The sequence below is a fragment of the Pedomonas sp. V897 genome (genome assembly GCF_051304405.1).
Taxonomy (GTDB): Bacteria; Pseudomonadota; Alphaproteobacteria; order Sphingomonadales; family Sphingomonadaceae; genus Pedomonas.
Window position 1 is genome coordinate 43,480 of the sequence record NZ_JBPPGG010000001.1, and the last position, 17,839, is coordinate 61,318.

Annotated in this window: 19 protein-coding genes, 1 tRNA gene and 1 pseudogene; 9 read left to right on the plus strand and 12 right to left on the minus strand. The window is 68.8% G+C overall.

Annotation, left to right across the window (positions count from 1 at the left end; genetic code table 11):
- Positions 1–15: 15 nt before the first annotated feature.
- The gene (locus ACSJJU_RS00260) at positions 16–384 is read left to right on the plus strand and encodes a DUF2794 domain-containing protein (RefSeq protein WP_435913100.1); all 369 of its coding nucleotides are present in this window, start codon (positions 16–18) and stop codon (positions 382–384) included.
- A gap of 40 nt (positions 385–424) precedes the next feature.
- Positions 425–1,174: a class I SAM-dependent methyltransferase gene (locus ACSJJU_RS00265; RefSeq protein WP_435913102.1), complete on the plus strand. Its 750-nt coding sequence runs from the start codon at positions 425–427 to the stop codon at positions 1,172–1,174.
- Between the two features lie 79 nt (positions 1,175–1,253).
- Here the strand turns inward: ACSJJU_RS00265 and ACSJJU_RS00270 are convergent, their stop codons facing one another.
- The 3 genes from ACSJJU_RS00270 to ACSJJU_RS00280 form a co-directional block, all read right to left on the minus strand.
- Entirely contained in the window at positions 1,254–1,979 is a 726-nt protein-coding gene (locus ACSJJU_RS00270; protein WP_435913104.1) for a Bax inhibitor-1/YccA family protein, read from the minus strand.
- Between the two features lie 150 nt (positions 1,980–2,129).
- Positions 2,130–4,661, minus strand: coding sequence for an ABC transporter permease (locus ACSJJU_RS00275; protein WP_435913107.1), 2,532 nt, complete (start codon positions 4,659–4,661; stop codon positions 2,130–2,132).
- Positions 4,662–4,665: 4 nt separating this feature from the next.
- Entirely contained in the window at positions 4,666–5,376 is a 711-nt protein-coding gene (locus tag ACSJJU_RS00280) for an ABC transporter ATP-binding protein (RefSeq protein WP_435913109.1), read from the minus strand.
- A gap of 38 nt (positions 5,377–5,414) precedes the next feature.
- Between ACSJJU_RS00280 and ACSJJU_RS00285 the strand changes: the two genes are divergently transcribed.
- From ACSJJU_RS00285 to ACSJJU_RS00295, 3 genes are all read left to right on the plus strand, one after another.
- Positions 5,415–6,143, plus strand: coding sequence for an arylesterase (locus tag ACSJJU_RS00285; RefSeq protein ID WP_435913111.1), 729 nt, complete (start codon positions 5,415–5,417; stop codon positions 6,141–6,143).
- Between the two features lie 97 nt (positions 6,144–6,240).
- On the plus strand, positions 6,241–6,867 hold the full coding sequence (gene thpR / locus ACSJJU_RS00290; protein ID WP_435913113.1) for an RNA 2',3'-cyclic phosphodiesterase: 627 nt from the start codon (positions 6,241–6,243) through the stop codon (positions 6,865–6,867).
- Between the two features lie 236 nt (positions 6,868–7,103).
- Positions 7,104–7,180 (plus strand) — tRNA-Arg (locus ACSJJU_RS00295).
- A 47-nt stretch (positions 7,181–7,227) separates the two neighbouring features.
- On the opposite strand, the gene ACSJJU_RS00300 is transcribed toward ACSJJU_RS00295, so the two are convergent.
- Together ACSJJU_RS00300 and ACSJJU_RS00305 are read right to left on the minus strand one after the other, a co-directional pair.
- Positions 7,228–7,884, minus strand: coding sequence for a LysR substrate-binding domain-containing protein (locus ACSJJU_RS00300; protein WP_435913115.1), 657 nt, complete (start codon positions 7,882–7,884; stop codon positions 7,228–7,230).
- Complete coding sequence (locus tag ACSJJU_RS00305) at positions 7,881–8,129, minus strand: helix-turn-helix domain-containing protein (protein WP_435913117.1); 249 nt, start codon at positions 8,127–8,129, stop codon at positions 7,881–7,883. The genes ACSJJU_RS00300 and ACSJJU_RS00305 overlap by 4 nt, the downstream gene beginning before the upstream one ends.
- A 114-nt stretch (positions 8,130–8,243) precedes the next feature.
- On the opposite strand from ACSJJU_RS00305, the gene ACSJJU_RS00310 reads away from it, so the two are divergent.
- Together ACSJJU_RS00310 and ACSJJU_RS00315 are read left to right on the plus strand one after the other, a co-directional pair.
- Positions 8,244–8,963 carry an SDR family oxidoreductase gene (locus ACSJJU_RS00310; protein ID WP_435913119.1) on the plus strand — a complete coding sequence of 240 codons (720 nt, stop codon included), beginning with the start codon at positions 8,244–8,246 and terminating at the stop codon, positions 8,961–8,963.
- 11 nt (positions 8,964–8,974) lie between these two features.
- Positions 8,975–9,454, plus strand: a complete 480-nt coding sequence (locus ACSJJU_RS00315; protein ID WP_435913121.1) for a carboxymuconolactone decarboxylase family protein — start codon at positions 8,975–8,977, stop codon at positions 9,452–9,454.
- A gap of 12 nt (positions 9,455–9,466) precedes the next feature.
- Here ACSJJU_RS00315 and ACSJJU_RS00320 read toward each other — a convergent pair whose 3' ends face one another.
- Both ACSJJU_RS00320 and ACSJJU_RS00325 read right to left on the minus strand, forming a co-directional pair.
- The gene (locus ACSJJU_RS00320) at positions 9,467–10,222 is read right to left on the minus strand and encodes an SDR family NAD(P)-dependent oxidoreductase (protein WP_435913123.1); all 756 of its coding nucleotides are present in this window, start codon (positions 10,220–10,222) and stop codon (positions 9,467–9,469) included.
- Positions 10,219–11,049 carry an oxidoreductase gene (locus ACSJJU_RS00325; protein WP_435913125.1) on the minus strand — a complete coding sequence of 277 codons (831 nt, stop codon included), beginning with the start codon at positions 11,047–11,049 and terminating at the stop codon, positions 10,219–10,221. Before ACSJJU_RS00325 ends, ACSJJU_RS00320 begins: the two co-directional genes overlap by 4 nt.
- 103 nt (positions 11,050–11,152) lie before the next feature.
- On the opposite strand from ACSJJU_RS00325, the gene ACSJJU_RS00330 reads away from it, so the two are divergent.
- Entirely contained in the window at positions 11,153–12,109 is a 957-nt protein-coding gene (locus ACSJJU_RS00330) for a LysR family transcriptional regulator (RefSeq protein WP_435913127.1), read from the plus strand.
- Between the two features lie 38 nt (positions 12,110–12,147).
- Positions 12,148–13,803 (plus strand): M20/M25/M40 family metallo-hydrolase, encoded by a 1,656-nt coding sequence (locus tag ACSJJU_RS00335; RefSeq protein WP_435913129.1) that lies wholly within the window; start codon positions 12,148–12,150, stop codon positions 13,801–13,803.
- A gap of 75 nt (positions 13,804–13,878) precedes the next feature.
- On the opposite strand, the pseudogene ACSJJU_RS00340 reads toward ACSJJU_RS00335, so the two are convergent.
- The 5 genes and pseudogenes from ACSJJU_RS00340 to ACSJJU_RS00360 all read right to left on the minus strand — a co-directional run.
- A pseudogene (locus ACSJJU_RS00340) lies at positions 13,879–14,178 on the minus strand (AprI/Inh family metalloprotease inhibitor); the annotation flags it as partial.
- A 330-nt stretch (positions 14,179–14,508) separates the two neighbouring features.
- Positions 14,509–14,964, minus strand: coding sequence for a nuclear transport factor 2 family protein (locus tag ACSJJU_RS00345; RefSeq protein WP_435913131.1), 456 nt, complete (start codon positions 14,962–14,964; stop codon positions 14,509–14,511).
- Between the two features lie 22 nt (positions 14,965–14,986).
- On the minus strand, positions 14,987–15,910 hold the full coding sequence (locus ACSJJU_RS00350; protein ID WP_435913133.1) for a CPBP family intramembrane glutamic endopeptidase: 924 nt from the start codon (positions 15,908–15,910) through the stop codon (positions 14,987–14,989).
- A gap of 178 nt (positions 15,911–16,088) precedes the next feature.
- A complete protein-coding gene (locus ACSJJU_RS00355) occupies positions 16,089–17,453 on the minus strand; it encodes an aspartyl protease family protein (protein WP_435913135.1) in 1,365 nt (454 codons plus the stop codon).
- Positions 17,450–17,773 carry a hypothetical protein gene (locus tag ACSJJU_RS00360; RefSeq protein WP_435913137.1) on the minus strand — a complete coding sequence of 108 codons (324 nt, stop codon included), beginning with the start codon at positions 17,771–17,773 and terminating at the stop codon, positions 17,450–17,452. Before ACSJJU_RS00360 ends, ACSJJU_RS00355 begins: the two co-directional genes overlap by 4 nt.
- Positions 17,774–17,839 lie beyond the last annotated feature (66 nt).

Consider the following 17,839-nt stretch of genomic DNA (forward strand, 5'->3'; position numbering starts at 1 on the left):
TCTACAGTAAGGGGCATGGAGAACATCACCCCCATACGCCCCTTCCCGCCGTCCCCCCGCAGCGACGGCGGGGCTCCCGCGCAACAGGTCGTCTTCGACCGCCTTGAGCTGGGCAAGCTGCTCGGCATCTATGGCCGCGGCGTCGCCATGGGCGTGTGGCGCGACTATGCCATCGACATGCACCGCGATCAGGCGATCTTTTCCATCTTCCAGCGCTCCAGCGACCGGCCCGAGTTCCGGCTGGTCAAACAGCCGGACCTCGCCCGCAAGCAGGGCCAGTACGCGCTGGTCGGGCAGTCCGGCGCCATTCTCAAGCGCGGGGCGGAGCTGACCAACGTGCTGCGCCTTCTGGAGCGCAAGCTGCTGAAGGTGGTGGACGCATAAGGGGAGCGGGCCCGCCGCCGGGCCGGAAAGGGAGAAGGCCATGACCGCGTTCAAGGATCACTTCTCCGGCCACGCCGCCCTCTACCGGAACCATCGCCCCCGCTACCCGGACCGGCTGTTCGAGATCATCGCGGCCAACGCCCCGGCCCGCACGGCCGTGTGGGACTGCGGCTGCGGCAACGGCCAGGCGAGCCTTGGCCTTGCCCGCCATTTCGGCACCGTTTACGCCACCGACGCCAGCCCCCAGCAGATTGCAGCCGCCGAGCCTCACCCGCGCATTGCCTACAGCGTGGCGACGGCGGAGGCGTCCGGCCTGCCCGATGCCTCGGTCGATGCGGTTCTGGTCGCCCAGGCGCTGCACTGGTTCGATATCGAGGCCTTCTACGACGAGGTGGAGCGTGTTGCCCGGCGCGGCGCGCTGTTCCTGGCCATCGCCTACGAGCTGGCGCAGATCGCCCCCGGCGTCGACCCCATCCTCCAGCGCTTCCGGGACGGGATCCTCGGCCCCTGGTGGCCGGCGGAGCGGGCCCATGTGGACAACGGCTACCGGGACATTCCCCGCCGCTTTCCGCCCGTCGATCTGCCCCCGGTCGAGATGCGGGTGGACTGGCCGCTGGACCGGCTGCTGGCCTACCTCGGCACCTGGTCGGCGGTGCAGCGCATGAAGGCGGAGACGGGCGAAGACCCCCTCCCCGCCCTGCGCGAGGCGCTGCGGCCGGCGTGGGGCGCGCCGGAGACTGTGCGCACCATCCGCTGGCCGCTCATCATGCTCGCGGGCCGGGTCAAATAGTCAAAGCGCTGATTGCCCAAAAGCAGAAGGCCCGGCGCAGGGGCCGGGCCTTCCGTTTGGCTTGCCTGTTCTCCCGCGATCAGTCGCGGTTGGCGCCCATGAAGCGCAGCAGGAACAGGAACAGGTTGATGAAGTCCAGGTACAGGCTGAGCGCGCCCGAGACCGACTTCTTGGCCGCCACTTCGTAGCTGTCGCCCGCGAAGTACATTTCCTTGATCTTCTGCGTGTCGTAGGCGGTCAGACCCGCGAACAGCAGCACGCCGACGGCACTGATCACGAAGTCGAACGCGGCCGACTGGGTGAAGATGTTCACGATGCTGGCCAGGATCAGACCGATCAGGCCCATGAACAGGAAGGTGCCCCAGCCGGAGAGGTCCTTCTTCGTGGTGTAGCCGTAGAGGCTCAGCGCGCCGAAGGTGGCGGCGGTGATGAAGAAGGTCTTGGCGATGGACGCGCCCGTGTAGACCAGGAAGATGCTGCCCAGCGACAGGCCCATGGAGGCCGCGAAGACCCAGAAGACGGCCTTGACCGCCGTCACCGACATGTGCTGGACGCGGAAGCTGAAGAACATCACGATCGCCAGCGGCGCGAACATCGCCACCCAGCGGAACGCGGTTCCGAAGATGAGGTATTGCAGCGCTGGCGACATCGCCACCGCCATGGCGACGAGGCCCGTCAGCAGCACACCGGACGCCATGTAGTTGTAGACGCCAAGCATGTACTTGCGCAGGCCAACATCGATGTCGGCCCGGTCCATGGTGCCCTGGCGGCCCAATGCGATACGCGGGTCGATCTGATTAACCATTGAGGTCTCCCGTATTACAGCGTTCTGCCCTTCGGCAGTTGTCTCCAATATCGTGAAACGGAAGAACGCTTTCAAGGCGAAACCGGCAACCCGCGCCGTTTATCCGGCGCAGCGGGGCCGCAGGCGCGCGCCCGATCGCCGTTGCAGCCGTTACGCCTGCACCGCGCGCAGCACCTGGTTGGGCCGGGCGCTCAGCACGCTCCACGTACCCGCCAGCCCCAGCCCCAGGGTGGCAAGCGCGCCCGCCAGAACCGTCAGCACGGCGGGGCCCAGCGGCAGCACCCAGTGGAGGTCGAGCACCCGGGTGACCGCGTACCAGCCGCCCAGCAGCCCCAGCCCCAGGGCGATCAGCGCCGTCACGAGGCCGATGAGCGCGTACTCAAGCACCAGCCCGGTGAGCACCTGCCCGCGCGTTGCCCCCAGCAGCTTGAGCAGCACCGCGTCGTAGCTACGCGCCTGACGGCTGGCGACGATCGAGCCGATCAGCACCAGAACGCCCGCCGCGATGGTGATGCTCCCCATGGCCCGCACCGCCACGCTGATCTGGCTCATCAGCCGGGCCACCTGATTGAGCGCCTCGGACACCTGCACCACCAGCACGGCCGGATACTCGGCCGTGATCCGCCGGTAGACGGCGGGCTCCGCCTCCCGGCTCGCCTCCACTGTCGCCATGTAGGTGTGGGGCGCGCCCTCCAGGGCCGCCGGGTTGAACAGCATGGCGAAGTTGAAGCCGAGGCTGTCCCAGTCCACCTGCCGGACGTTGGCGAGCCGTGCCGTCAGCTCGACGCCAAGCACGGAGACCGTGAGGGTATCGCCGATCTCCAGCCCGAGACCGCGCGCCACCTCCTCGTCGAGCGAGACCAGCGGCGGCCCGGCGTAGTCCGGCGTCCACCAGTCCCCGCGCGTCACCACATTGCCCTCCGGCACATCCTCGGCGTAGCTGAGACCACGATCGCCGTTCAGCACCCACGCCACCTTGGGGTCGGGTTTCACCTGATCGGCGGGCACGCCGTTCACCCGGACGATGGGGCCGCGCAGGGACGGCACGGTCTCGATAGCGCCCGTGCCCGGCGTCTCCCTCAGGGTCGCAACAAAGCTGTCGATCTCGTGCGGCTGGATATCGAGGAAGAAGAAGGCCGGCGCCTTCTCCGGCAGGGTCTGGCGGATCTCGGCGGTCAGGTTGGCCTCGATGACCGCAATCGCCGCGAACAGCGACAGGCCCAGCCCCATGGCCATCACCACCTGCCCCGCCGTGTTGCCCGGCCGGTGCAGGTTGGCAAGGGCCACCCGCACGATCGGGTTGGCCGGACGCGGCATGCGCGCGGCCAGCCGCTCCACCAGCTTGCCGGTTCCGTAGAGCAGCGCCAGCACCGCCGCGGCGGCGGCAACGAACCCCGCGGCGAGCATCCGGTCCGCCGCGCCCCAGACAGCAAGTGCCGCCAGCAGCAGCCCGGCCCCGGCGATGGCCGCGAGCGTCCGCGCACCCGGCCGCGCCAGCCGCTCGACGCCCGCGCGGAACAGCCGCGCCGCCGGGATCCGGCGCGCCTGCGCCAGCGGCCACAGGGCGAAGATGACAGCGGTCAGCACGCCATAGGCCGCCCCCAGCAGCAGGGCGCGGGGGAACAGTCCGCTGGCCGGCGGCACCGGCAGCTGCGCCGCGAGCACCCGGCCCGCAAGGCCCGGCACCAGTGCGCCGAGCACCAGCCCCACCGCCACCGCCGTCAGCGTGACGACCGCCACCTGCAAGAGATACACCTGAAACACGAGGGCAGACGGCGCGCCCAGGCTCTTGAGCGTGGCAATGGCGCCGGTCTTGCGGGCAAGGTAGGCGCTGACACCGTTGGCGACGCCGACGCCCGCCACCAGCAGCGCCGTCAGGCCGACCAGCGTCAGGAACTGGCCCAGCTGCTCGATGGTGCGGCGCATGCGCGGCGCGCTGTCGGTGTGGTCCCGCACCCGCCACTGGGCGTCGGGGAACCGGCTCTCCAGCGTCTGCCGCGCCTCCGCGAGTCCGACCCCTGCCTTCAGCCGGATGCGGTAGTCATGGCGCACGATGCTGCCCGGCTGGGCGAGGCCGGAGGCCGCCAGCGCCTCCCGGCTCACCAGCACGCTCGGGCCGAAGACGAAGCCGCGCCCCACCCGGTCCGGCTCCTCGGTCAGGATTGCGCCCACCCGGAACCGGCCGTCGCCGATCTCGAGGGCGTCGCCCGGCCTCAAACCCAGCCGCTCCGCCAGCGCGTCGGAGACCGCCGCGCCATGGACCGCCCCGCCCTCGCCGTCCGTTGCGGCCAACGCCTGCCGCAGATCGGGCGCGCCGCCGGGGGCCAGCCCCACCGCGCCGTACAGCGGATAGGCCTCGTCCACCGCCCGCAGCTCCACCAGCTGCGACCGCCCGTCCGGGACGCGGGCCATGGCCCGCACCTCCGCCACTTCGGACACCGCGCCCAGCCCGGCAAAGGCCGCCCGCGCCTCGGGGCTCGCCTCGGTCTGGGTCAGCTGCACCTCCAGGTCGCCGCCGAGGATCTCCTGCCCCCGCTCGGCCAGACCCTTGACGATGGCGTCCGACAGGCTGCCGACGCCCGCGATGGCGAACACGCCCACCACCAGACAGCCGAACAGCAGCCGCAGGCCCCGCAAACCGCCGCGCAGGTCGCGCAGCGCCCATGTCAGCGCGAGACGCACCGGATTACTCCGCCGCCTTGAGCTGGGCCGCCGGATGGTCGGCCACGATCCGCCCGTCCCGCATCTCGATGACGCGTGCGCAGCGCCGGGCAAGGTCCCGGTCGTGGGTGATGAGAAGGAAGGTGCTCCCCTGCGCCGCTTGCAGGCGGAACATCAGGTCGATGATCTGCGCGCCCGTCGCCCCGTCCAGGTTGCCGGTGGGCTCGTCCGCGAACAGGAGGCGCGGACGCGGCGCGACCGCGCGGGCCAGCGCCACCCGCTGCTGCTCGCCGCCCGAAAGCTGGGAGGGGTAATGGTGCAGCCGGTGGCCGAGGCCCACCGCCTCCAGCTCCTGTGCGGCCCGCGCGAGGGCGTCGGGAATGCCCGCCAGCTCCAGCGGCGTTGCCACGTTCTCCAGCGCCGTCATGGTGGGAATGAGGTGGAAGGCCTGAAGCACGATGCCGATCCTGCCGCGCCGGGCGCGGGCCAGCCCGTCCTCGTCGAGGGCGGAGAAGTCCTCCCCCGCCACCTGAACCTGACCGCCCGTTGCCCGCTCCAGCCCGGCCATCACCGCCATCAGCGACGACTTGCCCGAGCCCGAGGGGCCGAGAATGGCGACCGTTTCGCCGTCCCCCACCGTCAGATCGATGCCGCGCAGGATGTCGACGCTGCCCGCGCCGCTGGAAAGGCTCAGCTGAACGGACTGGAGCTTGATGACAGGAGAGGCAGCGTCCATGTTGACCCTGGATTTCGGCGTGAGGGGAAAACGTAACTATGATCATGGGATACGGCCTGTTCAAGCGATTGCTGGCCCCGCTCGTCCTTGGTGCGGCACTGGTGGGCGCTGCACTGGTGGGCGCGGCACTGGTGGGCGCGGGCGCACACGCCGCAGCGGCCGCCCCCTCCCCCGCGACCCGGGAGTCGCCGCGCCTCATCCTCGCCTTCGGCGACAGCCTGACGGCGGGCTATGGTCTCCCCGCCGCCGACGGCTTCACCCGGCAACTGGAGGACGCGCTCAACCGGCAAGGGCTGAACGTGCGCGTCCACAACGCGGGGGTCTCGGGCGACACCTCCAGCGGCGGGCGCAGCCGCCTTGCCTGGGTGCTCTCCTCGCTGAAGCAGACGCCCGATCTGGTCATTCTGGAGCTGGGCGCGAACGACGCCCTGCGCGGCATCGACCCCAAGGTGACGCGCGACAATCTGGACGCCATGCTCGCCGAGCTGAAGAAGCGCAACCTGCCGGTGCTGCTGGCGGGCATGTACGCCCCGCGCGGCCTGGGCGCCACCTACTACAAGGCGTTCGACGCCATCTACCCCGAGCTGGCGAAGAAGCATGGCGTTGCCCTCTACCCCTTCTTCCTCGAGGGCGTGGCGGCGGACCCGGCGCTCAACCAGCGCGACGGCATCCACCCCAACAAGGCGGGCGTGGCGGAGATCGTCCGGCGCATCACGCCCCATGTGCGCCGGGCCATGGAGGGCTCGGGCGCCCGCGCCGCGCGCTAGGCGGCGGGGGTGCTTGACTTCCCCCGTGGCCTTTGCCTGAGTGAAGCCTAGATGGTGTGGAGGGGGTGTCCTTCCATCGTCAGTCGGGAGCCGTTCCATGCGCCTGTTTGTCGGCATCGATCCGCCCGATCCCATCAAGGTGATGCTGCTGTCCGCCATGGGCGGCATCTCCGGCGCCCGCTGGCAGCGGGATGACCAGCTGCACCTGACGCTGCGCTTCATCGGTGAGGTGGACCGGCACATGGCGGCGGATGTGGCCGCCGCGCTTTCCGGTGTCCATCACCCCGAGCTGACCATCGCGCTGGAGGGGACGGACGTGTTCGGCAAGCCCGGGCGGCCCGATACCCTGTGGGTCGGCGTCACGCCGGAGGAGCCGGTCAAGGTGCTGCACAACAAGGTGGACCAGTGCCTGGCCCGCGTCGGGCTTCTGCCCGAGAAGCGGCAGTTCAAGCCGCATATCACCATCGCCCGGCTGGGCCCGCGCATTGGCGCGCTGAACGGCTTTCTGGAAGAGTCCGGCGGCCTCACCAGCCCGCCCTTCACCGTGCGGGACTTCTGCCTCTACGAGAGCCGCCTCACCCAGGAGGGGGCCAACTACACCATCCTCGAACGCTACCCCCTCGGCGACAACGGCTGGATGGCCGGAAGCCTGGAGGAGGACGAGGACGACGACGAACAGCGGGACGAGCGGCACGGCGCACGGCACGACGAACAGCCCCGCTGACCGGGCGCGCCGGGCGGCGCAGATGTTGTGCATGGCGGGACGGGTTGGCGGGATGGCCTGAAGGGATGGCCTGAAGGGATGGCCTGGAGGGATGGTGACAGGGGCAGGCGCGAAACCACCGGGCGTGCGCCCTTCCCCCGTTTAGCCAGTTGACACCAACCCGGCAGTTGTGGCGAAACAGGCCCGCCCTGCCCCTGGCAGGCGCGTTGTGCGGCCCGGCTGCCGCGATGTGGCGAGCGCCCTTAGCTCAGCAGGATAGAGCAACAGCCTTCTAAGCTGTGGGTCGCAGGTTCGAATCCTGCAGGGCGCGCCAACCCCGAACAAATCAGCGAACGACAGACGAGCAGGTGCGACCGGCCTCTATCGCGGTGAATACGGCCGCCCTCGCACATGTTCGATCAGCGCGCGCAGCTTCGGGGCGACGTTCTTGCGGCTCGGGTAATAGAGGTAGAAGCCGGCAAAGTACGGGCAGTAGTCCTCCAGCAAAGGGATCAGCTCCCCGCGGGCGATGGCGGGGCGGAAGCTCTCCTCCATGCCGAAGGTGATGCCGGCGCCAGCGATCGCCAGCTTGATCATCAGCGCCATGTCGTTCGTGGTGATCTCCGGGGAGACGTCGACGCTGAACTCCTTGCCGTCCTCGGCGAATTCCCAGCGATAGGGCGCGGATTTGGGCGTCGGCCGCCAGCCGATGCAGCGGTGGGCGGCAAGGTCGCGCGGATGCGAAGGCACGCCGAAACGGTCCCTGTAAGCCGGTGCGCAGACCGCGATCTGGCGCTCCTCCCCGGCGACCGGGACGGCAATCATGTCCTGCGCGATTACCTCGCCGAGACGAACGCCGGCGTCATAGCCCTCGGCCACGATGTCGAATTCCTCGTCGGTGACGGTGATGTCCAGTTGAACCTCGGGGCAGGCTTCGGCGAAGCGCGCGAGAAAAGGCCCGGACAGGAAGCTCTCGGCGATCGACGAGACCGCAAGACGCAGGTGCCCGCGCGGACGCTCCCGCAGGCTTCCGGTCATCTCGACCGCTGCCTGCATCTCGGCAATGGCCGGGGCGACCTGTGCATAGAGCCGCTCCCCGCCTCCGTCAGGCTGACGCTGCGCGTGGTCCGCCGCACAAGAGCAATGCCGAGACCTTCTTCCAGCCGGCGCACGCACTGGCTGACGGCCGAGCGGGTCACGCCGAGGCGGTCGGCGGCGGCGCGGAAGCTCCGTTCCTCCGCCACCAGGGCGAAGACGGCAAGGGCGTTGAGATCCGGCACCATTGGTTAGCTATTCTTTCCATTATGGGAAGTAACTGACAACTTATCGCAACAATTGCCCGGATCTACCTTTCCCGCAAGCGCCGCGAAGCGGCGCTAAACGGAAGGGAGAGCAGCATGGACAAAGTGGTTCTCATCACCGGTGCCTCGAGCGGCATCGGAGCCGGCATCGCCCGCGAGCTGGGCAAGGCCGGTGCGAAACTGGTGCTCGGCGCGCGCCGGACCGATCGGCTGGAAGCGCTCGCCGAGGACATTCGCAGCCAGGGCGGCGCGGTGTTGACCCAAAGGCTCGATGTCACCGACCGCGCCAACGTCCTCGCCTTTGCGGAAGCCGCGCGCGACGCCTTCGGGCGCGTTGACGTGATCGTCAACAACGCCGGTGTCATGCCGCTCTCGCTGATGTCCTCGCTCAAGGTGGATGAGTGGGACCGGATGATCGACGTCAACATCAAGGGCGTGCTCTACGGCATCGCCGCCGTGCTGCCGGAGATGACCGCGCGCGGGTCGGGCCATATCATCAACATCGCCTCGATCGGTGCCCTGGCGGTCTCGCCAACGGCCGCCGTCTACTGCGCGACCAAGTTTGCGGTGCGGGCCATCTCGGACGGCCTGCGGCAGGAGAATAACCGGATCCGCGTCACCTGCATCCATCCGGGCGTGGTGGAAAGCGAACTCGCCGACACGATAACCGACCCTGCGGCCGCCGAGCTGATGCGGGCCTACCGCGCGATCGCCCTCAAGCCCGACGCGATTGCGCGCGCCGTGCGCTATGCGATCGAGCAGCCCGAGGACGTGGACGTCAACGAGATTGTCGTCCGCCCCACAGCGACAAAGTGAGGGGAGCCGCCATGGCCTCCCCTCTCCGCCCCCGGGCCGCTGCCGCACTGCTTCTGCTTGCGGCGCTTCCCCAATCGGCCGAGGCCCGGTCGGCCGACGAACGGCACCGGCGCGGCGACGCGGTTGTCAGGGACCTGAACAACGGCGCGCCGCAACCGGTGCTCGAGCGATTGCGGCAGGAGTTTCCGTTTCTCGCCGATGCAACCCGGGGTTACGCGCTGGGCGAGGTCTGGTCGCGGCCGGGCCTCGACAGCCGGACACGCCAGCTTGCCGCGGTGGCCGTGTTCGCAGCCCTCGGCGAGACGGCGTACATGAAGATCCACGCCGGCTATGCCCTCAACCTCGGGGTCAGCGAGGATGAGCTGAAGGAGATCGTCTATCTGACGACGGTCACCGCCGGGTTCCCGCGTGCGATCTCCGCCTCGCTGGCGCTGTCCGAGCTGTTCGCCGAGCGCCGCGCTGCGCCCGATGACAGGCTCTCTGCCCGATGAGCCGCCTCCCGCTCAGAGTGCGGTGTAGCCGCCATCGGCCATGACCATCGCGCCGGTGATGAAGCTGGAGGCTGGCGAGGCCAGGAAGGCGATCACCTCGGCAATCTCCTGCGGCTGGCCGACGCGGCCGACCGGGTGGGCGTCGCCATAGCTGGCGAGCACCGCCCGGCTGTTCTCGACGCCGGTCGACTGGAGGATGTCGGTCTCCACCACACCCGGCGCGACGACGTTGGAGCGGATGCCCCGCGTGCCGTATTCGACCGCGATCACTTTCGCGAGCTGAGCGACCGCGCCCTTGGAGGCGGCATAGGCGGCAAGATCCGACATCGCGACCGTCGAGGCGATGGAGGCAACCGAGACGATTGCCCCACCCCCATGTGCGAGCATGGCACGTACCGCCTCGCGGGAATGCAGGAAGGCGCCGCGCACGTTCGTCGCCAGAACAGCCTCGAACTCTTCCACACTGGTCTCCAGCAGCGGTCGGTTGAGCGTCCGTCCCGCGTTGTTGACGAGGATATCCAGCCGTCCGAAGCGGTCCTGCGCCAGTGCGACCGTCTCGCACGCAACCGCTTCACGGGCTACATCGCCCGTCAGCGTGGCGCACCCATCTGCCCGGAGTTCATGAACAGCGTCGGAGAGGTCCGTCGCGACGACCCGGGCGCCGCGACGGACCAGCAGCTCGGCGGTGGCCCGGCCGATGCCGCGCGCCGCTCCGGTGACGATGGCAACCTTGCTTTCGAGGTTCCAGGCGTGCGGCAGCGCGGTCACCCCAGGCTCTCCTCGAAGTCGGTGGAGCGGGTGAGATCCTCCCAGCGGTCGATCTCCTCGATGAGGGCGTCGATCTTCACGCGCGCGCGGCGCAGCGCGTCGCTGCCGAGCAGAAGGTGCAGCGGCGGCTCGGGTGCATCGACGAGCGTCAGGATTGCCTGCGCGGCCTTCGCCGGATCGCCCTTCTGACGCCCCGCCATCTCGTCGAGATAGTTGAGAGCCGCGCCAACACTGTCCGCGTAGGCATCGGTCTGCCGGCTGCGCCGGATGGAGTGGTCCGACAGGAAATCGGTCCGGAAAGCGCCCGGCGCAATCGCCGTCACCTTGAGCCCGAACGGCGCGACCTCCTGCGCCAGGGCTTCGGACATCATCTCCACTGCCCCCTTGGCGGCCGCGTACAGGCCCGACCCCGCCATCGGCGCGCGGCCGGCGATCGAGGTGATGTTGAGGATGTGTCCGGCACCCTGCGCACGCATCGCAGGCAGCGCCGCCCGGATGATGCGGAACGGGGCCAGCAGGTTGACGGCCATCAGCTGGTCGACTGCCGCGTCGTCCGCTTCCTCGATGGCGCCGAGCAGGCCGTAGCCCGCATTGTTGACCAGCACGTCGATGCGGCCGGTGATCCCGAAGGCTTCCGTCACGGCCTGGCGCACGGCGCCCGGATCGGCCACGTCGAGCGTCAGAACATGCAGGGCGCCCGCGCCTGCGTCCATTGCGGGCGCTGCGTCGCGCACTGTTCCGATCACGGTGTCGCCGCGCGCGAGCGCCGCCTCGGCCAGCGCCTTGCCAAGACCGCGTGAGATGCCGGTAATGAACCATGTCTTCATAATCAGTCTCCTTTAGGCCATTATGGATGAGGCTGTTTCCGAGATAATCCGCGAAGTTCCACAGAAGCTTGTAAGCACAGCTAAACAATGGAGCGTTCCAACCATGATCCATCCCAGCGAGTTCGGGGCGCTGCGCGCGTTCGTCGCGGTAGCGGAGCAGCGCAGTTTCTCGCGCGCTGCTGAAAGCCTGGGGATTTCGCCCTCTGCGCTCAGCCAGACGGTTCGCGGGCTGGAGGAACGGTTGGGCCAGCGCCTGCTCAACCGCACCACCCGAAGCGTGTCGTTGACGGAGGCGGGCGCGGCACTCCTCGCCGACGTCGGCGGGGCGCTGGCGACGCTCGCCGAGGCGTTCGACAGTGTGCGCCAGGCGAGCCGGGAGCCGGGCGGCACGGTACGGCTGCACTGTTTCCACTCCGCTGCCAGGCAGTTCATCGCGCCCATCCTCCACGATTTCACGCGGGGCTATCCGAACATTGTGCTCGATCTCACGATCGATGACCGGGTCATCGATTTCGTGGCCGAAGGCTTCGACGCGGCGATCCGCATCGGTGAGGTCATCGAGCGCGACATGGTCGCCATCCCGCTCGGCAGGGAGATCCGGCAGATTGCCGTCGCCTCCCCTGCCTATCTGGCGGAGCATGGCACGCCGGCGACACCGAGGGAACTTCTGAAGCACCGCTGCATCCAGTGGCGCTGGCCGGGGCAAAGCACGCCTTACGCATGGGAGTTTCACGAGAACGGGCGCTGGTTCGCTGTCTCCGTCGATGGCCCCGTGATTTCGAGCAGCCGGTCATTCACCATTGAAGCGGCGCTCGCCGGTGTGGGCATCGCCTTCCTTGAGGAAAAGTCGGTTGCCGCCCACCTGGCCGACCGGCGCCTGGTCGCCCTGCTGGAGGAGTGGTCCGCGCCGTTTCCCGGCTTCTACCTCTGTTATCCGCGCCAGAGCGTCATGCCCCCGGCCCTTCGCGCCCTCGTGGACGCGCTCAAGGACAGGTTCCGCCCCGTCAGAGGCCCCGCGCCGAAAACGGTCGGCCAGAATCCTTTTGATCCGTCCGGCTGATTGTTGCACACCTGACCCAACGGTTCAGGAGTTGGACGATGACGAAATTCTTCCCTGCCATGGCGTTTGCCCTGCTGGCCGCCACCAGCCTTTCCACCGCCGCCCTTGCCCGTCCGCCCATCAGCCCCGAGCGGCTGTCGCAGGACGTGAAGATCCTCGCATCCGAGGAGTTCCAGGGGCGCGCGCCGGGAACCGAAGGCGAGACCATCACCCTCAACTGGCTGGTGAAGCAACTGGAGACCATCGGCCTCGAACCCGCCGCCCCCGGCGAACAGTGGACGCAGGACGTGCCGCTGGTGCGCACCCAGGTTCAGCCCGGCACGATGCAGGCCAGCCTCAATGGCAAGGTGATCCCGCTGGCGCAGGGCAAGGAAGTCTTCGTCAGCACCGTGCGCCCGGTTGACCGGGTGACGATCGACAACGCGCCCATGGTGTTCGTGGGTTACGGCGTCACCGCCCCGGAGCAGGACTGGGACGACTTCAAGGGCGTGGACCTGAAGGGCAAGATCGCCGTGTTTCTGGTCAACGACCCGGACTTCGAGGCGACCGAAGCCGACGATGCGGCCGGCAAGTTCGGCAACCGCCGCATGACCTACTACGGCCGCTGGACCTACAAGTTCGAGGAAGCGGCACGGCGCGGCGCGATCGGCGCGCTCATCGTGCACGATACGCCCGGCGCAGGCTATGACTGGAAGACCGTGATCGCCCCCGGTGGCGAGAACTACGACCTGGCCGATGTGCCCGCCGACCAGCGGATCCTGCTGCAAGGCTGGCTGGAAGGCGCGGCAGCCGCCCGCCTGTTCGCCGATGCGGGCGAGGATCTGGCGGCGTTGCGGGTCAAGGCGCGCCAGAAGGATTTCCGCCCGGTGCCGCTCAAGGGCGCGACCTTCTCCGCCGACATTCCGGTCCAGCACACCCGCGTCATGAGCCGCAACGTGCTGGCGAAGATTCCGGGCAAGTCGCGGCCGGACGAGGAAGTTCTCTACGGCGTCCACTGGGATGCCCACGGCATCGGCGCCCCGGCGGCGGACGGCAGCACCGTTCGCGCCGGCGCGAACGACGATGCGCTGGGCGTGGCCGCCCTCCTGGAAATCGCGCGGGCGCTGAAGGCCGGGCCGCAGCCCGAGCGCACCGTGACCTTCGGCTTCTGGACCGCCGAGGAGCGCGGCCTGCTCGGCTCCGAAGCCTATGCGGACGCCATTGCGTCCCGCGCGGGCAAGATCGTCGCCAACATCGACATCGACATCATGAACACCGGCGGTCCGGCCCGTGACGTGCTGCTGGTGGGTCACGGCCAGAACGAGCTGGAGGACGACCTCGCCCGCTTCGCCGCCGCGCAGGGGCGCACGGTCACGCCGGAAGCCCTGCCTGAGCGCGGCCTGTTCTACCGGGCCGATCACCTGCCGTTTGCGCGGCGGGGCGTGCCGACCCTGCTGTTCATGGCGATCAGCGGCGCGCCCGATCTGGTGGAGGGCGGCCGCGCCGCGGGCGAGGCCTGGCTGAAGGCCTACATGGCCTGCTATCACCAGACCTGCGACCGCTGGACGCCCGAGCTGGACTTCCGCGGCGCGGCGGACGACGTGGCGCTGGCCTACGAGATCGGACGCGACCTCGCCAATTCCGACCGCTGGCCGCAGTGGAAGCCGGGCTCCGAGTTCGGCGGCATCCGCGCGCAGAGCGCGACCGGGAAATAACCGGCCGCACGCAAGAGACGTTTGAGACAGACAACGCCGGTGCCGGCACATTCGGCGCCGGCGTTTTCTTTTGCGTCAGCGGGATTCCACCGGCACGGAGAGGACCAGGTTCGGCAATTGCAGCTCCCTGCGCACGGCATAGAAGGTGCCGTCCTGATGCGGCTCAAGCCGCAGCAGGATGCGGCGCGTGACATCGATCAGCACCAGCCAGCCGTCGTCGGGCGCGATGAACCAGGCGAACACGTCTTCGGGAATGTCCAGCTGGCGCAGACAGGCGTCGTCGGTGGTGGCCGCAAATCCGCCAATGGTCGGGGTGTCGGTCAGCGTGATCTCGCACCCCCACCCGCCCTCGAAATCCTCCCAGAGCACATAGTGCCCCTTGAGACGGCTGACGACCGGGTCCGTTCGGGACGCGACCGGGTCTTCGGCGGCAGATGCATCGGTTTGAGCGTCAGTGGGGGGTGGTGTCGGCGGCTGTCTGTGCGTCCGCCTGACCTGCCTCCTCTTGCCGGGGCGACGGGTCGCATGCGGCCAGCAGCATCGATGCCACGACGCTGCACATCAATCCGCATCGGCGAAGGCGACTGTGCATCGGCATGGCTTTATCCGTCCTCTCTCGGCAGCGGCGACACGGGGCCTGTCCCCTATACTGCCCCGTCCGCGACGCCGCCAAGATCATGACGGCACCGAACCGGCTGCTTTCCCCTATCGTGAGGATTTCGGGTACCACAGGGCGTTGACGATGAGCCAGCGGTCGCCATAGCGGCCGAGGTGGAAGTAGTCGACGAACCAGGGCGTCTCCACCCGGGCGACGGCCGCATCGCCGTAGACGTCCAGCACCTTGACCGAGCGGGACCACTGCTCGCGCGGCGTCTTGAGCACGCCCTGCCGGGTCAGCGCCACCAGTTCGTCCCGCGTCATGCGACGCAGCGGAAAGACCTCGTCCGCCCCCTCGCCCGCCTGCCGCACGGCCCGCTTGGCGAGATCGGGATGCAGCGAACGGGCCACCCGCTCCGGGTCGCCCTCCAGCTGGCCGTCCACATAATCATAGGCGACCGCCTCGATGGCCGCGATCGTCCGGGCGTCGGCCGCCTCCTCGGCATGGGCCGCCCCCGGCACCGCGAGGCAGAGGGCGAAAAACAGGGCTTTCAGTCGGTTCACGGTCGTTTTCCTTGCGCTACCATTAGTGCTGATCGTTCCGAATGTCGTGCGGGCCGACCGGTTCCGCTTCCAGGAGGTCCGGGCGGCGCAGATAAATCCACAGCGCCGGGCCCAGCGCGACGAGTAGGCCCGCCAGCCCCGCGGGTCCGTGCAGCCAGTCGATGAAGCCGTCGCCGGTCACGAAGACGGCAAAGAGAATGCCCGTTGCCTGGTTGATCGCGCCATGGGCCAGCGCCGCCACGAAGATCGAGTTGCCCGCCCGGTAGGCGGCCTGCAACAGGATCGACAGGCACACGCACAGCGGCAGCCACACAAGATGGCCGATGAGCGGATGCTCCGCGTAGTTATGGCCAAGGAGGATCAGCGGCGTATGCCACACCGCCCAGATCAGCCCGGCCAGCACAACGCCGCGCCGGCCGTAAAGCATCGTGAGGCGCGGCGTCATGAAGGCGCGCCAGCCCACCTCCTCGCCCAGATAGACCGGCAGGTTGAGCAGCGGCCCCGCCAGCAGGCCGATGACGACGAGCGCGCCAAGACGCGCCGCCGGTGAGCCTCCCAGGTCGGGCAGGTTGGCGAGGTTGTCGAGATTGTCCGCCACCCTCGCCCCCGTCGCCAGCAAGGCGGGCTCCATCGCGAAGGTGAACACGAAGGCGAGAGCGACCATGAGCCCCGCCGCCAGCGGCGCGATCAGCCACCACAGCAGGCGCCCCTTGCGGAAGCCGAGCAGCCCGCCTTTGAAGACGGGCTTCTTCACCACCCGCTTCTGCACGAGCATTGCCGCAATCATCGGAACCAGCATGGCGAGCACGGCCGCCGGAAACCGGGCGAGCCCGCCCTGTGTCCAGGCGAGAACGGCCAGAGCGATCGTCGGCACGAAAGCGGCGATCAGATACCAGCGCAGCTCTCGCACGAGCCGGGCGCGCGTCTCCATCGTCAAAGCCATCATACGACAAGTCCTCGCAAAATGCGGACGCCCGGCCGAACCGGAAGGCGATCGACCGGGCGTCCGCACGCGTTACGTTTCCTATCCAATCTTCCCGATCTTGATACGAGTGTGCAACAAAATCAGCCGCGTTCACGACCGGGCGTTGCGGCCGCACGATGGCCGCACGGCCGCGTTCGCCTCACCGGGCATGGGTCGCCGGGCGTGCCGCCGCGACGCGGGGCTGACCGACGCTGAGCGTCATGCTGCCGAAATCGATGCTGAAACTCTCGAACCGCGACAGGATATCCGCGCCGATGATGCCTTCCGGCTGGTCGGGGTCCTCGCTGTCCGCCAGTTCCAGCTTCAGGTCCATGGCCGTGGCGGCCGGCCCGCCGATGGCAACCGGCAGTGCGCGGTAAAGGGCATGGCGCACCTTCTCCGCGCCGCCCACGCCCGCCTTGCCGCCCACCTCTCCCGTATCCTCGGGCATCAGATCGGGCCGCGCCGCGGCAAACAGTTTGCTGAGGGACGAGCGGTTTGCGCCGGTGTCGAGGAACAGCGCGTGCGTCTGGTCCGCGATGGTGGTCACCACAAAGGGATTGCTGCCGATCAGCCGCAGGTTGCCCGGCGCCTCCGCCGTAGCCTCCGAGCCGGTGATCCGCAGGGTCTCGCCCGGGCCGAAGTCCATCCGCCCCACCGCGCGCATCACCGGCAGGCCGATGATGGCGTCAATCCTGTAGCCGCCGGGCACCGGAAATTCGAGCGCCGCATCGTCCATGATGACGAACACCACATTGCGCAGAACCGCGCCGCCGAATTCCAGCCGGTCCGCGATGCCGAGCTTCACGTCAACGCTGCCGCCGAGCGAATTGCCGACGGAGGACGCGCCATCGATGATCCGCAGCCCCAGGCGCGCCGCCGCGCTGGCGCTGGCGACGGAGAGGTTGGCGCCGGTGTCGAGCAGCGCCTCCTCGCGGCTCTGACCCGTGGAGAATTCGGCGCGCAAGAGGCCAACCTTGTCCCGCTTCAACGGCACGGGCTGGCCATTGCCCGGACGCTCCAGCACCTGCCCGGGCTCGCGCGCCAGGAGGGTTGCGATTTCCAGCAGCCGGCGGGTGCCGTCCTGAAGGAACGGGTTCCTGTTCTGGCTGCGGGTCAGGAGCAGATCGGCATAGCGCGCCGCCTCCTCATAGCGGCCCGCCACGAAGGCCGTCTCGGACGCCACTTCCCAGGCGCGGGTCATGCGGGCGGGGTCCGCGTCCGCGCTCGCGAAATAGCGGGCCAGTGCGTCGCGGGCGACGGCGTCCCGGCCATGGGCGGCCGCATATTGCGCCTCGAGGAGGCTCGCCTTCGCCGGACCCAGCCCGCCGCGTTGCAGCAGCGCCTCCACCTGCCGCAGGTCGCCGATGCGTGCCCGTTGCAGCGCGTCGAGTGCCGCCTGCCCATCCGTTGCAGCGGGCGCCTCGCCCGTTGCGATCATCGCCACCGCGGTGGCGGGCATGTGCAGGGTAAACACACCCGCCACCGCCAGGGCGGCCCACAGGGGACGCATGGATTTCATCATTGGCGACCGTCCTTCCAGCCATCGAATTCAGGGTTGTTCCAGCCGCGCGCGAGCATGCAGCCCTGCGTCTCGGCCTCGACGCGTTGCGAGCGGGCCGCAACCGCGCCGTCCTTTTTCGGATTCACGTAGGGGATCTTCCGCTCGGCCACCGAGCGGCACAGGTCGCGATCGCGTTGGAACGCCTGCTTCTGCGCTTCCTGCCAGGGGGTCTCCGGCCGTGGTCCGTCCACGTTGCAACCCGCTGCAAGCAGCAGGACAGCCAGACCCCAGGCCGGGCGCACCACACGGCTTCCAGATGCGCGTTGCCGCCGATCAATCATCTTGCTGGCCTTCCCAAACCCGTCTACACTGAATCACGAACAGTATTTATCGTAATACGATAATTT